At 49.8% G+C, this 14898-nt stretch carries 13 protein-coding genes; 9 read left to right on the top strand and 4 right to left on the bottom strand.

All coding sequences use genetic code 11. The features are described 5' to 3' along the window. Positions 1 to 75: 75 nt before the first annotated feature. Positions 76 to 816, bottom strand: a complete 741-nt coding sequence (locus C9I98_RS24560; RefSeq protein ID WP_036817747.1) for a copper homeostasis protein CutC — start codon at positions 814 to 816, stop codon at positions 76 to 78. Positions 817 to 1072: 256 nt separating this feature from the next. Next, entirely contained in the window at positions 1073 to 1681 is a 609-nt protein-coding gene (locus tag C9I98_RS24555) for a peroxiredoxin C (RefSeq protein ID WP_036817749.1), read from the bottom strand. Positions 1682 to 1812: 131 nt separating this feature from the next. Between C9I98_RS24555 and C9I98_RS24550 the strand changes: the two genes are divergently transcribed. The 3 genes from C9I98_RS24550 (at position 1813) to aceA (ending at position 6347) form a co-directional block, all read left to right on the top strand. Beyond that, positions 1813 to 2709: a hydrogen peroxide-inducible genes activator gene (locus C9I98_RS24550; protein ID WP_036817751.1), complete on the top strand. Its 897-nt coding sequence runs from the start codon at positions 1813 to 1815 to the stop codon at positions 2707 to 2709. Positions 2710 to 3321: 612 nt separating this feature from the next. Beyond that, entirely contained in the window at positions 3322 to 4932 is a 1611-nt protein-coding gene (gene aceB / locus C9I98_RS24545) for a malate synthase A (RefSeq protein WP_036817753.1), read from the top strand. A 110-nt stretch (positions 4933 to 5042) separates the two neighbouring features. Continuing rightward, on the top strand, positions 5043 to 6347 hold the full coding sequence (aceA, locus tag C9I98_RS24540) for an isocitrate lyase (RefSeq protein ID WP_036817755.1): 1305 nt from the start codon (positions 5043 to 5045) through the stop codon (positions 6345 to 6347). A 136-nt stretch (positions 6348 to 6483) separates the two neighbouring features. Here aceA and C9I98_RS24535 read toward each other — a convergent pair whose 3' ends face one another. Both C9I98_RS24535 and C9I98_RS24530 read right to left on the bottom strand, forming a co-directional pair. After that, a complete protein-coding gene (locus C9I98_RS24535; RefSeq protein ID WP_107272597.1) occupies positions 6484 to 7068 on the bottom strand; it encodes an acyl carrier protein phosphodiesterase in 585 nt (194 codons plus the stop codon). A 45-nt stretch (positions 7069 to 7113) separates the two neighbouring features. Beyond that, entirely contained in the window at positions 7114 to 7572 is a 459-nt protein-coding gene (locus C9I98_RS24530) for a CBS domain-containing protein (RefSeq protein ID WP_036827568.1), read from the bottom strand. Between the two features lie 241 nt (positions 7573 to 7813). On the opposite strand from C9I98_RS24530, the gene C9I98_RS24525 reads away from it, so the two are divergent. The 6 genes from C9I98_RS24525 (at position 7814) to secF (ending at position 14610) form a co-directional block, all read left to right on the top strand. Then, positions 7814 to 8899, top strand: a complete 1086-nt coding sequence (locus tag C9I98_RS24525; RefSeq protein WP_107272596.1) for a S1 family peptidase — start codon at positions 7814 to 7816, stop codon at positions 8897 to 8899. Between the two features lie 88 nt (positions 8900 to 8987). Then, positions 8988 to 10040 (top strand): tRNA preQ1(34) S-adenosylmethionine ribosyltransferase-isomerase QueA, encoded by a 1053-nt coding sequence (gene queA, locus C9I98_RS24520; protein ID WP_036817267.1) that lies wholly within the window; start codon positions 8988 to 8990, stop codon positions 10038 to 10040. A 257-nt stretch (positions 10041 to 10297) separates the two neighbouring features. After that, the gene (gene tgt / locus C9I98_RS24515; protein ID WP_036817277.1) at positions 10298 to 11428 is read left to right on the top strand and encodes a tRNA guanosine(34) transglycosylase Tgt; all 1131 of its coding nucleotides are present in this window, start codon (positions 10298 to 10300) and stop codon (positions 11426 to 11428) included. A 16-nt stretch (positions 11429 to 11444) separates the two neighbouring features. Then, complete coding sequence (gene yajC / locus C9I98_RS24510; RefSeq protein ID WP_036817269.1) at positions 11445 to 11777, top strand: preprotein translocase subunit YajC; 333 nt, start codon at positions 11445 to 11447, stop codon at positions 11775 to 11777. 25 nt (positions 11778 to 11802) lie between these two features. Continuing rightward, positions 11803 to 13650, top strand: a complete 1848-nt coding sequence (secD, locus tag C9I98_RS24505) for a protein translocase subunit SecD (protein WP_036817272.1) — start codon at positions 11803 to 11805, stop codon at positions 13648 to 13650. Positions 13651 to 13662: 12 nt separating this feature from the next. After that, positions 13663 to 14610, top strand: coding sequence for a protein translocase subunit SecF (secF, locus tag C9I98_RS24500; RefSeq protein WP_036817275.1), 948 nt, complete (start codon positions 13663 to 13665; stop codon positions 14608 to 14610). Positions 14611 to 14898: the final 288 nt, after the last annotated feature.

The following is a 14898-nucleotide window of genomic DNA, read 5'->3' as shown; positions in this document are numbered from 1 at the left end:
GAGTGTGCAGAGGGTGAGGTAGGTTAAGGTTTAGCGCGAAGGCAGCCTTCCCGCTAAACCTTGAAGGAAAGCCTTTTAGCTTAGCGCGTTACGCACAGCCGCAATTTTATCGCTGGCCGTCACCGGGATGGCAAAGTCGTCGATGTCGGCATTGCCCATATGGGCATCAGCGGCAAAAGCCGTCATCTTGCTGGCTCGGGTGCTTTTACCTGACAGGTGGACTTCACGCACACTGGTTTTTCTAACTATCTCGGCAACGTTGTCGGCGGTGACTCCAGCGCCCGCCATGATACTTAGGCGGTCGCCACAGTGCGTGACCATGTTTTTTAGCATGGCGATACCATCAAACGCATTGGCTTTTAAGCCGGATGTCAGCACCCGCTCACACCCCATTTCCATTACCGTGTCGAGGGCCGCCATTGGGTCAACACATTGGTCAATCGCACGGTGGAAGGTGATACCCATCCCTTTGGCTTCTAGGCACAGTGCCTTGAGGATATCTTTATCGACATGCCCATCTTGGCTGAGTACACCAACCACCACCCCCTGAAGCTGGGCTTGTTTTGCGGCGTGGATATCGGCCAGCATGATTTCAACGTCTTGCTGTTCAAATAAGAAATCGCCTTGGCGTGGGCGGATCATCGCGTAGACCGGAATAGACGCATACTTGGCCGCTAGTTGCATCAAGCCGACGTTTGGGGTGAGACCGCCAAGGGCCAATGAGGAGCAAAGCTCAATGCGGGTGGCGCCGCCTTGTTGGGCTAGGTGTAAGGATTCGATGTTATCAATACAGACTTCGATATGTTCAACGTTCATCATTGATCTCTAGGTGAGCATAATTTCGAAGTAGTGTAGATGATATTGCCTGACGCGACGATTAATGGGATCAATAATTTGCGAGAAGCGAGAAGCGAGAAGCGAGAAGTAGAAGCTGTGATAGTGGCAAACGCCAGATAGAAAAAGGGCCCGGTGTGTCCGGGCCTCATTATTTTGCCTTTGGCTGACAATTGGCTTTACGCTTTAGCGTTTATTTTCTAGCCTAACACCGTTGAGCGTGGTGTTGGTTTGCTAATTACTTAGCTAGGTCAGCAGTGTGCTCAGATAGGTAGTCTGCAACACCTTTTGGAGATGCGTCCATACCTGCTTTACCTTCTTCCCACTGTGCTGGGCAAACTTCACCGTTCTTCTGGTGGAAGTTAAGTGCGTCAACCATACGTAGCATTTCGTCGATGTTACGGCCTAGTGGTAGGTCGTTAACTACTTGGTGACGTACTAGACCGTCTTCGTCGATTAGGAAAGAACCACGGAAAGCAACGCCTGCTTCTGGGTGCTCAACGTCGTAAGCTTTACAGATTTCGTGCTTAACGTCAGCAATTAGTGGGTACTTAACCTGGCCGATACCGCCGTTCTCAACAGCAGTGTTACGCCATGCGTTGTGAGAGAACTGAGAATCGATAGAAACACCAATTACTTCAACGCCTTTCGCTTGGAAGTCTTCGAAACGCTTGTCGAAAGCGATTAGCTCAGAAGGACATACGAAAGTGAAGTCTAGTGGGTAGAAGAAAACTACCGCTTTTTTACCTTTAGTGAATTCTGCAAAGTTGAAGTTATCAACGATTTCGCCGTTACCTAGAACAGCTGCAGCAGTAAAATCTGGTGCTTGACGACCTACTAGTACCATTTTGGTGCTCCTAAATATTCGGTTTGTCGCCTACCTTTCCGGTCGGCTCTTTGTTTGGACGAGACAAACTATAGCGAAACTGGTAAATTCAAAAAAGCGGAATAAATAGATTGATGTAATCGAAAATTACGATGAACAAGTTTCCTTCTCTTAAACAACTTCATTATCTAGTGACTTTGTTTGAAACACGCCATTTCGGCGAGGCGGCAAAAAAGTGTTTTGTCAGCCAGTCTACCCTGAGTTCTGGGGTACAAAACCTAGAAGAGTTGATCGGTTGCCAGTTGATCGAGCGCGATAACAAGTCCTTGGTCTTTACCTCGACCGGTGAGGATGTTGTTGCCCGAAGCCGAGAGCTATTGGCCCGTAGCCAAGACCTCATGGAGTTATCCAACTGCACCGGTGACGGTATGGAAGGGCAACTAAGGGTAGGTTGTATCCCAACCATCGCACCTTTCTTGCTTTGCGACTTGGTGCAAGAGGTGAATCGGCTTCACCCCAACCTGAACTTATTGCTGCGCGAAGATACCACCACCAATTTACTGGCAGCGCTGCGCAATGGCGAGATGGATGTACTGATACTGGCCTTACCGGTCGAAATCAACGGTATGTTCAGCCAAGTGGTGGGGCGTGATCCGTTCAAGATGGTGATCAGCCAAAACCAAGCCGAACAGGTGAGTGTTCCACTTCGTTACGCTGATTTACCCGACGAATCTGTTTTCTTGCTCGAGAAAGAGCACTGCTTAACCGACCATGCAGTATCTGCTTGTAAGCTAACGACTAAAGAGAAGATCAACCCGTTTACCGCTACCAGCCTACATACCTTGGTGCAAATGGTGGCGAATGGTTTGGGAACCACATTCATTCCCCAAATGGCAATTGATCACGGCTTACTTCATAACCAAAACCTTGTCGTTATCGATCCGCCGGGGCAAGAAGCTTACCGTGAGATCGGCCTTGTCTGGCGCCCAACCTCGAGTCGAACACGTACCTTCCAGCGCCTTGCTGAAGTTGTGAAAGAGCTTTTATAGGTTTAACCCTTCCCTAATAATTGATGTGCTGGAGATTTTTGCTATCTTTCAGCACATTATCCTGTCTTTCCTTACTGAATCATTATTTATACACAGTGAATACTCTGGCGGTATTTGCCCGTTTTGTAGGTTTATTATGTTTCGCTTCACAAATAAATGAAGTGGGTCACCTCAGCAAAGCACTATTATGCGTATGAATAATGGCCTATAAGTCATAAAAATTGGCTATTTTTCATTCATCTAAAAGTTGCGTGATTTTTGTTTTTGTTTGAAACGCAATTTCGAACATTTGTTTGAATGCCTTATTTCTGTAATTAAATTCCGTAAGTGCTTACACTTTCACCCAAAAGAAGTCCTGACTTGTAAAACCGAGTAATTCCCTGAAATTTGTTTCAATTCAGTGTTTTGAGTTATTGCTCTATATTTTTTAAGTTGTTGAATTTATTGGTCTTGATGTCTGGTGGTTGTTGTTGCTTCAAATGCTTAGGCTTGCAATTGTCAATATGTTGCGGCAACGTAAATAAGGCGTTAAGGCATTGGTTGGTGACGATAAGTAAGCAACCATTACTGATAAAAATAGTGATTAAGTTACAGGTGTAAGGGAGCGTAACAATGGACAGACATACTCTACCCAATCATGAAGTCAAGCTATCGCTGCAAACTGTACTGACAGATGAGCAGGCAGACATCCTAAGCGATGAGGCGCTGGGCTTCGTAGAACGGTTGGTCCAGCGGTTTGCATCCCGCGTACCTGAATTGCTTGCAAGCCGAGAGCATCGTCAGCTGGCTATTGATGCGGGCTCGTTGCCGGACTTTTTGCCGGAAACGGCCGCGATTCGAGAGGGGAGTTGGACGATCCAAAATATTCCCGAGGATCTTCAGGATCGCCGGGTTGAAATTACAGGCCCGGTGGATCGCAAAATGGTGATCAATGCACTTAATGCCGATGTGAAAGTGTTTATGGCTGACTTCGAAGACTCCTTCGCCCCTGCATGGGACGAAGTGTTGGCGGGGCAGCGAAATTTGCGAGATGCGGTAAATGGAACGATTTCATATACCCAACCGCAATCAGGCAAGCACTACCAATTAGACGACGATCCTGCGGTGCTGATTTGCCGTGTTCGTGGTTTGCATTTGCCTGAAAAGCATTTGCTTTGGCAGGGGGAGCCCATCCCAGGATGTTTATTTGATTTTGCCCTGTACTTTTACCATAACTACAAGCAGCTACTGGAAAAAGGCAGCGGTCCTTATTTCTATTTGCCCAAGCTGCAAGCGCATCAAGAGGCGGCTTGGTGGAGTGACGTATTTAGTTATACCGAGGATGAATTCGGCCTGCCGCGCGGGACTATAAAGGCAACTGTGTTGATTGAAACATTGCCAGCGGTATTTGAGATGGACGAAATCCTGTACAGCCTTAAGGAGCATATCGTTGGTTTGAACTGCGGTCGTTGGGATTACATCTTTAGCTACATTAAAACGTTGCGAAACCACCCTGACCGTATTTTGCCCGACCGGCAGGTTGTCACCATGGAGAAGCCGTTTCTCAATGCCTACTCTCGGCTATTGGTGAGAACGTGCCATCGCCGAGGCGCCTTTGCGATGGGCGGGATGGCAGCGTTTATCCCTTCCAAGGATCCGGAACAAAACGCTTGGGTGCTCAATAAAATCCAAACCGATAAATCCTTGGAAGCAAACAATGGCCATGATGGCACATGGGTTGCCCACCCAGGCCTTGCCGGCACGGCACGGGCTGTCTTTGATGAAGCATTAGGCACGCGTTCGAACCAGCTTGATATCAGCCGTAGTGAAGATGCACCAATCACGGCCGAGCACTTACTTGAGCCATGCGAGGGTGAGCGAACCGAAGAGGGGATGCGCCATAACATCCGTGTTGCGGTGCAATACATTGAAGCCTGGATCTCTGGCAATGGTTGCGTACCGATTTACGGTTTGATGGAAGATGCGGCAACGGCCGAGATCTCCCGTGCTTCTATCTGGCAGTGGATCAAGCACGGCAAGGCGCTCAGCAACGGTGAAGTGGTCACCAAGGCACTGTTCGAGCAGATGCTGCAAGAAGAAATGGGCGTGCTGAAGCAAGAACTAGGAAGCGAGCGCTATAGCAGCGGGCGCTTCGACGAAGCTGCGGTAATGATGTCGCAGCTGACCACCAGTGACGAGCTGGTGAATTTCTTGACCCTACCAGGGTACGAGTATTTGCAGTAACAACATAAAAATTCGAAAAACAGCAGGGAGGTGTTGGCCTCCCGACAAAAGCCTTACCAATAACGACTCTGTGATGCGGACTATCGCAAAATGAAACGAGGGACATCATTATGACATTGACTCGCCAGCAACAAATTGAAGCTTTGGAAAAGGATTGGGCGGAAAACCCGCGTTGGAAGCATGTAAAACGTACTTACACTGCTGAAGAAGTCATTAACCTACGCGGTTCGTTTGCCCCTGCCAATACGATTGCCCAGCGCGGTGCTGATAAGTTGTGGGATCTAGTCAACGGCGGTGCCAAGAAGGGCTATGTCAATTGTCTTGGTGCCTTAACGGGTGGCCAGGCTGTGCAGCAAGCCAAAGCCGGCATCGAGGCCGTTTACCTATCGGGCTGGCAGGTTGCTGCCGATAACAACACGGCGTCGACCATGTACCCTGATCAGTCTCTGTATCCGGTAGATTCGGTACCAGCCGTGGTTACTCGCATTAATAATGCCTTCCGCCGCGCAGACCAGATCCAATGGTCGAATGGTGGTACGCCAGAAGACGGTGTGGATTACTTCCTACCTATTGTTGCCGATGCCGAAGCGGGCTTTGGTGGTGTGCTTAACGCTTATGAGTTGATGCGTAACATGATTGATGCTGGTGCAGCAGGGGTACACTTCGAAGACCAGCTGGCTTCGGTGAAGAAGTGTGGCCATATGGGCGGCAAGGTATTGGTGCCTACCCAAGAAGCTGTGCAGAAGCTAGTTGCGGCTCGCTTGGCTGCCGATGTTGCCGGTACAACGACGTTGGTGATTGCGCGTACCGACGCCAATGCCGCCGATCTGTTGACCTCTGATTGCGACCCATACGATAAGGACTTTATCGTTGGCGAGCGTACAGGCGAAGGCTTCTACCGTGTTCGTGCCGGTATCGACCAAGCGATTGCTCGTGGTTTGGCCTACGCGCCGTATGCCGACCTTATCTGGTGTGAAACGGCAACCCCTTGCTTGGAAGAAGCACGCAAGTTTGCTGAAGCTATCCATGCTCAGTACCCGGATCAGCTACTGGCTTATAACTGCTCGCCATCGTTCAACTGGGAGAAGAACCTCGACGCCGACACCATTGCCAAATTCCAGCAGGAGCTGTCGAACATGGGTTACAAGTACCAGTTCATCACCCTAGCCGGTATTCACAACATGTGGTTCAACATGTTTGAGCTTGCCCACGCCTATGCACAGGGTGAGGGTATGCGCCACTATGTTGAGAAGGTACAGCGTCCTGAGTTTGAAGCTGCAGATAAGGGCTATACCTTCGTTGCTCACCAGCAGGAAGTGGGCACGGGCTACTTCGATAAGATGACCAACACTATTCAGGGCGGGAACTCGTCGGTAACGGCGTTGACCGGTTCGACAGAAGAAGACCAGTTCTGATCTAGTTACACTGAATTCCAATAATAACCATCTGAATCGTTGATAATCTTGGAGCGCCCTCGGCGCTCCTTTTTTTGTTGCAGGTTTGAGTTGTTGCAGGTTTGAGCTACGGACAATCTGGCCAACGATGTTGCTGTTATTGCTCACTACTGAATTGCCGGGCAGCTTGTTCGACTTGCGGGTAGATAATAGAGAAGTATTGCTCTAGCTCTCGGTAGCAGCGGGTGATATCCGCTGGGCAATGGGCGAGTTTGGCAAGCCTTGGCCGGCGCTGGGCCATCCGGGTGAGTGCCTGGGTGATGGTCTCAGGATGTTGGTATTGCAGTAGCCATTGTTGCTGCCACATTCTGGCCATGGTGAGTTGGTAGCTCTCGGGCAGGTTGTCATTGTATTGCTCGACCTCTTGCCGTGCATTGGCGACAAACTGGTGCAAGGGGCTGGGATGGTATTGGGCCCAATGGCGGGCTAGAAAGTGATCCCAGGTAATATCGAGGGCAATCCCGCTTACCCGCCGGGTTTCTGGGACGAATAATTGGCGGCATTCGCGTACCTCGGGCAAGCTATCAATATAGCTATCAACAAAACGGTGGAGCTTAATACCGTCGGCAACGTGTTTGGGGTATTGCTGATAAGGGTCGCCCCTAACAAAATCAGCCAAAAGGTTGCCAGCGAGGTGGCTGTTGCATTGCTCGGCAAGGTGGAGGTGGGCCAGAAAGTTCATGCAGGGCGTTCGCTTTCTGGCGGTTTGGATTGGTCGGTAGCGTAATCAGTAGAGCGTATCTGCTTCTTCTTCAACGGGCTCAACCTCTTCTTGTAGTTCCAATAAATTAATCGCGATCGCGACAAAGTCGGTGTCGGTAATAATGCCAACTAATTTATTGTGGTCAATAATCGGCAAACAGCCAATTTGGTGCTTCTGCATGTAAACCGCGGCCTCTTTCAAGCCGGCGTGAGGATCCACGCTCATCAGGTTGCGGTGCATTGCTTGCTCTAGCGGGATATCAAGGGCAGAGATAAATTGGTTTTTCGAGAACTGCTCAAGGCTCGACTCTTGCGCCGATAAGATATCTCGCTGGCTTACAAGGCCGATAAGGTGGTTGTCGTCATTGGTGACTGGGATATGGTGAATGTGATGCTTCTCCATCAGCCGCTTGGCATCTGCCAGTGTATGGGAGGCGGATAGGGAGTGGGGATGAGGAGTCATCATATCAGCAACAGTAAACATAAAAGCCTCCGTTTGTACGGTTAGTTGTCCTTATGGGGTTTAGTACTCTGGCTATGTTTGTTTCAGTTTTTTCTGTTCTTATTTGACTGTATCGAATCCTTTTCGCCCAACCTATGACGCGCATCAAATAAATGCAGGGTTATTTAAACGTTATATTGCGTCGTCTCACATGTTTCTCAAGCGTTAAAAATAAGAATGTGTCATATACTCAATAAATAACATGCTAAAAGGGAATGACTTGATGGTTAAGCTGTTGTTTATTTTGCTGTCTTTATCCATGTTCTTACCGGTTCAGGCAAGCGAGGAAATCCCTGTTCCTAGCCCTAGGGTCATCGGCGGTATTCAGTCTGAAGCGAATGAACTACCTTGGCAGGCATATTTAAATATGACCTTTCCTGATAGCGGTGGAGGGAGCAGCACCTATATTTGTGGCGGGGTGGTGATCAGCCCGACAGTGGTGCTAACAGCGGCGCATTGCTTATATAACGGTTCAACATTGGTACTACCTCAAAACTTGGAAGTATGGGCAGGGATCACCAGTATTTTCAGTGCCAATAGCGCCAATGCCATTTTAGTCGACAGTTTTGTTGTTCATCCCTCCTATAATTCCTCCCGCTTTGCCAACGATATTGCCATCCTCAACCTATCATCCGCAGTACCCAGCTCGGCCATGCCTATCAAGATCGCAAGTGCGAGTGAACAGCAGGCCGCTGACCAAGAGTTTACCAATGGCTGGGTGCCTAACGGTGAGCGGGATGCCAACCTATTGGTATCGGGGTGGGGGAGTACTGACCCGAACAGTTCGGGATCTGGCTCGACCCGCCTGCGCCAGACGCTGTTATCAGGTGTGCCGGATACCACTTGCGATAGCCAATGGGGCGGCAATATTAATAGCGGTGACTACGATATTTACCTTTGTGCAGGCTCGACATCTCCCGATTTAGCGCGTGACAGCTGCTTTGGTGATTCCGGTGGTCCGCTAATATGGCAAAACCCACAAAATGCGGGTGATAGTGACTTTGGTCTGCGCTTGGTCGGGCTGGTCAGCTTTGGTGAAGGTTGTGCCGGTCGGCTGCCGGGGGTGTACACCGAAGCAGCCAATTACCGGAGTTGGATTTCAGGCCAGGTTGGCAGCGGTATCTTGAGTCAAGCGACGTCAGCCTTTAGCAAAAACCCGTTCACTTCTGACTACACGGGGGCGGGAGAGGGTATCACGGTAACAAATGTTTCCTCGGGCTCAAGTAGCAGCGGTGGTCATATTGGTGTTTTCGCTTTCATATCATTGTGTTTGTTGGCCCTATATCGCAGACAAGTTAACGAGCAGTAACGGTATCAATTGTTGATGGATGATCTTTGCTTGATATTGCAGTCTGGCAGCCTATACTAGCTGCCTGCTGTAATTTAGGGCCCTAATGATGCAAGTTTCTGATTTTGACTTTGACCTTCCTGATGAGCTGATTGCTCGTTACCCGCAACCTGAGCGCACAGCCAGCCGCCTACTGCAATTAACCGGTAATACGGGTGAGTTGGCACACAAAGGCTTTAAAGATGTACTGGATCTGGTAGAGCCGGGCGACTTGTTGGTGTTCAACAATACCCGAGTGATCCCTGCACGCTTGTTTGGCCGTAAAGCGTCTGGCGGGAAATTGGAAGTCTTGGTGGAGCGCATGCTGGATGACAAGAGCATCCTTGCACATGTTCGCGCGTCAAAATCACCGAAACCGGGCAATGAGTTGTTCCTTGGTGACAATGATGACTACCAAGCTGAAATGGTTGCCCGCCATGATGCCTTGTTCGAAATCCGCTTCAACAGCGACAAAACGGTGTTGGAGATCTTAGAAGAAGTGGGCCACATGCCGCTGCCTCCTTATATCGACCGTCCTGATGAAGACAGCGATAAAGAGCGTTACCAAACGGTCTACAACGCCAAGCCAGGCGCGGTTGCCGCGCCGACGGCCGGTCTGCACTTTGACGATGAGTTACTGGCCGCAATCAAGGACAAGGGCGCAAACTTTGCGTTTGTTACTTTGCACGTTGGTGCGGGCACCTTCCAGCCTGTGCGTGTTGATAACATCAATGATCACCACATGCATGCCGAGTATGTTGAAGTACCGGAAGATGTTGTTGATACCATCAATGAGACGAAAGCCAATGGCGGTCGCGTGATTGCGGTAGGTACGACGTCTGTGCGTTCGCTGGAAAGTGCTGCGCAAGATGCAGTCAAGAAGGGGACAGAGCTTAAGCCTTTCTTCGGCGATACCGATATCTTTATTTTCCCGGGCTATGAATTCCAGCTGGTGGACGTGCTTATCACCAACTTCCACCTGCCTGAGTCGACCCTAATCATGCTGGTTAGCGCGTTTGCGGGCTACGAGCATACGATGAACGCTTATCGCCAGGCGGTAGAAAACAAATACCGCTTCTTTAGCTACGGCGATTCCATGTTTATCACCAAGAAAGACAAATAAACTGAACTTGGTTGACTAAGTCAGTGTCTCTTAAGGCTGCATTTGATAAAATGCGGCCTTTGTTGTTTTCACGAGAATTTTTTCTCGTTAGAAGAATCTTCCACTAGGCTTTTTTATGGCGTGGTGGAGAAACCCGGATACCGGCACAAGGTATCGGGTGAATGCGCATTAGGCAGCTGGCCTTTTGCGTGGGTATACCCGGCTGCTTGGCAGCTGAGGTGCAATGTCAGATTGTTTCTCTGGCTTTTGGAGGCTTTGTGAAATTTGAATTAGATAAAACTCAGGGACGTGCCCGCCGTGGTCGCTTGCAGTTTGAACGCGGTACGGTAGAAACACCGGCATTCATGCCTGTGGGTACTTACGGTACGGTTAAGGGGATGACGCCGGAAGAAGTTAAAGAGACTGGCGCGCAAATCCTACTGGGTAACACTTTCCACCTTTGGCTACGCCCTGGCCAGGAAGTCATGAAAATGCATGGCGACCTGCACGATTTCATGCAGTGGCAGGGCCCTATCCTGACTGACTCAGGTGGTTTCCAAGTATTCAGCCTTGGCGATATTCGTAAAATCACCGAAGAAGGTGTGCATTTCCGTAACCCGGTGAACGGTGACAAGATTTTCATGGACGCAGAGAAGTCGATGGAAATCCAAAAAGACCTAGGCTCTGACGTTGTAATGATCTTCGATGAGTGTACGCCATACCCAGCGACTCACGAAGAAGCGAAGAAGTCGATGGAGATGTCGCTACGCTGGGCCCAGCGCAGCCGTAACCACTTTGACAAACTTGGTAACAAAAATGCGCTGTTCGGTATCGTGCAGGGTAGTGTATATGAAGACTTGCGTGATGTTTCGGTTGAAGGTCTGACTAAGATCGGCTTCGACGGTTACGCGGTTGGCGGCCTAGCGGTAGGTGAGCCCAAAGAAGATATGCACCGTGTACTAGAACATACTTGTCCGCAACTGCCGGAAGACAAGCCTCGCTACCTAATGGGCGTGGGTAAACCGGAAGACTTGGTTGAGGGTGTTCGTCGCGGTATCGATATGTTCGATTGTGTAATGCCTACCCGAAATGCCCGTAATGGCCACCTATTTGTGACCGGCGGTGTGATCAAGATCCGCAATGCGAAACATAAAACAGATACAACTGCGCTAGATCCGCACTGTGACTGTTACACTTGTCGCAACTATTCTAAGGCGTATCTGTACCACCTAGATAAATGTAATGAAATTCTGGGTGCACGTCTTAACACAATCCACAACTTGCGTTACTACCAGCGTTTGATGGAAAGTATCCGCAGTGCGATTGAAGAAGATCGTTTCGATGCATTTGTAGAAGAATTCTACGCGCGTCGTGACCGTGAAGTTCCACCATTAAATGACAATCAATAATCGAGGACGTTAGTAAATGAGTCTGATTTCTCAAGCACACGCAGCAGCAGAAGGCGCACCACAAGGTGGCGGCATGCAACTTTTCATCATGCTTGGCCTATTCGCTGTAATTTTCTACTTCATGATTTACCGCCCACAGGCAAAACGCGTGAAAGAGCACAAGAACCTAATGTCTTCGATGAGCAAGGGTGACGAAGTGCTAACTAACGGTGGCCTGCTTGGTAAAATCACTAAAGTGTCTGACGAGAACGACTACATCGTTATCGCACTAAACGACACGACTGAAGTTACTATCAAGAAAGATTTCGTTTCTGCTGTACTGCCGAAAGGCACAATGAAGTCTCTGTAAAAATTTGCTCTGAAGGATCACAGCAGTGTTAAACCGTTATCCCTTGTGGAAGAACCTGATGGTGGTGTTTACACTGATCATCGGTTTGCTTTACGCACTTCCCAATGTTTACGGTGAAGATCCAGCAATTCAAATCTCCGGGGCGCGTGGCGCCTCGGCAGATATGTCTACACTGGATACTGTCACCGAAGATTTAAAACAAAATCAAATCTCCTATAAATCTGTCGCTTTCGAAAACGGTACTGTATTGGTCCGCTTTAACGACACTGATACCCAAATCAGTGCTCGCGATATTCTTAACGAACAGCTTGGCGACGATTATGTCGTTGCACTAAACCTTGCCCCAGCTACTCCTGACTGGCTTGAATCCATCGGCGCATCCCCAATGAAATTGGGTCTCGACTTGCGTGGCGGTGTGCATTTCTTGATGGAAGTAGACATGGACGCGGCGATGGAAAAACTGCTGGGCCAGCAGGAAGAAACATTCCGTACCGAGCTCCGTGAAGCAAAAATCCGTTACCGTGCAATCAGCAAAACGGATGAAGCAGTACAAGTACGCCTTCGTAATGCCGACCAGCTGGACGAAGCGAAGCGTGAACTACAACGCCTGCATCCAGATATGCTGTTTACTGACAACTCGAGCAACTTCACGCTAACCGCACAGTTTACTGAAGCTCGTTTGCAGGAAATCCGCAACTACGCGGTAGATCAGAACATCACTATCCTTCGTAACCGTGTTAACGAACTGGGTGTTGCAGAGCCATTGGTACAGCGCCAGGGCGCGAACCGTATCGTGGTTGAGCTTCCGGGTGTTCAAGATACAGCACGCGCGAAAGAGATCTTAGGTGCGACAGCAACCCTTGAGTTCCGTGAAGTTGACAGCACTGCCGACTTGGCTGCTGCGGCATCGGGCCGTGTACCACCGGGCAGTGAGCTGAAGATGACCCGCGACGGTCGTCCTGCGGTACTGAAAAAGCGTGTGATCCTGGGTGGTTCGCACATCACTGATGCAAGCTCAAGTGCTGATGAATACGGCCGTCCTCAGGTTAACATCTCGCTAGATAGCGAAGGTGGTAGCAAGATGACAGCATTCTCACGTAACAACGTGGGCAAGCTGATGGCAACGCTATTTACCGAGTACAAAGACAGCGGCGAACGCGACGAGAATGGCAAGGTTATCCTGGAGAAGCACGAAGAAGTGATCAACCAGGCGACTATCCAGACGGCATTGGGTCGTAACTTCCGTATTACGGGTATCGACTCGCAGTCAGAAGCGCACAACCTAGCGCTGCTACTTCGTGCCGGTGCATTGATTGCGCCTATCTCAATTGTTGAAGAACGTACCATTGGTCCATCTATGGGTCAGCAGAACATCGACATGGGTATCCAAGCGATGATCTGGGGTATGGTTGCGGTAATGCTGTTTACCCTTGTCTACTACCGTCGCTTTGGCCTATTCGCCAATATGGCGCTGTTGATGAACCTGGTGATGATTATCGGTGTGATGTCGATGATCCCAGGGGCTACCATGACCTTGCCGGGTATTGCCGGTATCGTACTGACCGTCGGTATGGCCGTGGATGCCAACGTGCTTATCTTCGAGCGTATCCGAGAAGAGTTGCGTGAAGGCCGAAGCCCTCAACACGCAATCCAGCAAGGCTATGCGAATGCATTCAGCACCATTGCCGATGCCAACATCACGACCCTGATCACTGCGATTATCTTGTTTGCAGTGGGTACGGGCGCGATTAAAGGCTTCGCCGTGACGCTGTCTATCGGTATCTTGACATCAATGTTCACCGCGATTGTGGGTACACGTGCATTGGTTAACTTGGTTTACGGCGGTAAGCGCGTCGATAAACTGTCGATCTAAGGAGACGCTGACATGTTTCAAATAATGAAAGCGGATAAAGTGATCGACTTTATGCGTTGGTCGAAACTGGCCTTTGTGCTTTCAATCGTCATGATTATTGCAGCTATCGGCACGGTATCGACACAAAAGCTAAACTGGGGCCTAGACTTCACCGGCGGTACGCTAATCGAGGTTGGTTTCGACCAGCCAGCCGATCTTGGCTTGATCCGTGAAGCGCTGGAAGAGAACGGCTTTGGCGATGCTATCGTGCAGAACTTCGGTACTGCGCGTGACGTAATGGTTCGCTTGCAGCCACGTGAGGATGCAAAAGGCGAGACGCTAGGCAACCAAATCATTGACGCTTTGCGCTCTGGTACTGGCCAAGACGTTGAAATGCGCCGTATCGAGTTCGTTGGTCCAAACGTGGGTGACGAGCTGGCGGAGGCGGGCGGCCTGGCTATCCTTGTCGCACTGATCTGTATCTTGCTCTACGTCTCAATCCGATTCGAGTGGCGTCTGGCGGCGGGGGCGGTATTGGCACTGGCGCACGACGTTATCATCACTGTGGGTATCTTCTCGTTTACCCAGATTGAGATCGACCTTACCATTGTCGCAGCACTGCTGACGGTTGTCGGTTACTCGCTCAACGATACCATCGTTGTATTTGACCGTATCCGTGAAAACTTCCGCAAGATGCGTAAGGGCGAAGCGGTTGAAGTGATGAACAGCTCGGTCACGCAGACATTGAGCCGTACCTTGATCACCTCGGCAACGACCCTGTTTGTGGTTATCGCCCTATTCGTTAAGGGCGGCACCATGATCCACGGCTTTGCTGCTGCATTGTTGATTGGTATCACTGTCGGTACCTACTCATCTATCTATGTTGCATCGGCGCTGGCAATGAAGCTGGGTATCGCTCGAGAGCACCTAATGCCACCGCAGGTAGACAAAGAAGGCGAAGAATTCGACGCAATGCCTTAATGGCTTGAGTGTTTCGAACGCTGAAATTGAAACGGGGCCGATTGGCTCCGTTTTTTTATTGCTTTGCTATCGATAATAGCGAGGCTAATTTGCTCTTGCTCTTGCTCTTGCTCTTGCTCTTGCTCTTGCTCTTGCTCTTGCTCTTGCTCCTCCCCTTTTCAAGGGGAGATACCATCTTTTTGTATCTTGTCTAGCCTTAAGCTATTTAAATGCTTTGAGGCTGGTATTCGATCTGATGTTTGATAACACCAAAGCAAATCTGAGTCAGCTTTCTCATTGCAGCCCCCA

This window comes from Photobacterium sanctipauli (assembly GCF_003026495.1).
Classification (GTDB): Bacteria; Pseudomonadota; Gammaproteobacteria; order Enterobacterales; family Vibrionaceae; genus Photobacterium; species Photobacterium sanctipauli.
This window is presented reverse-complemented; position numbering and strand designations above follow the sequence as displayed.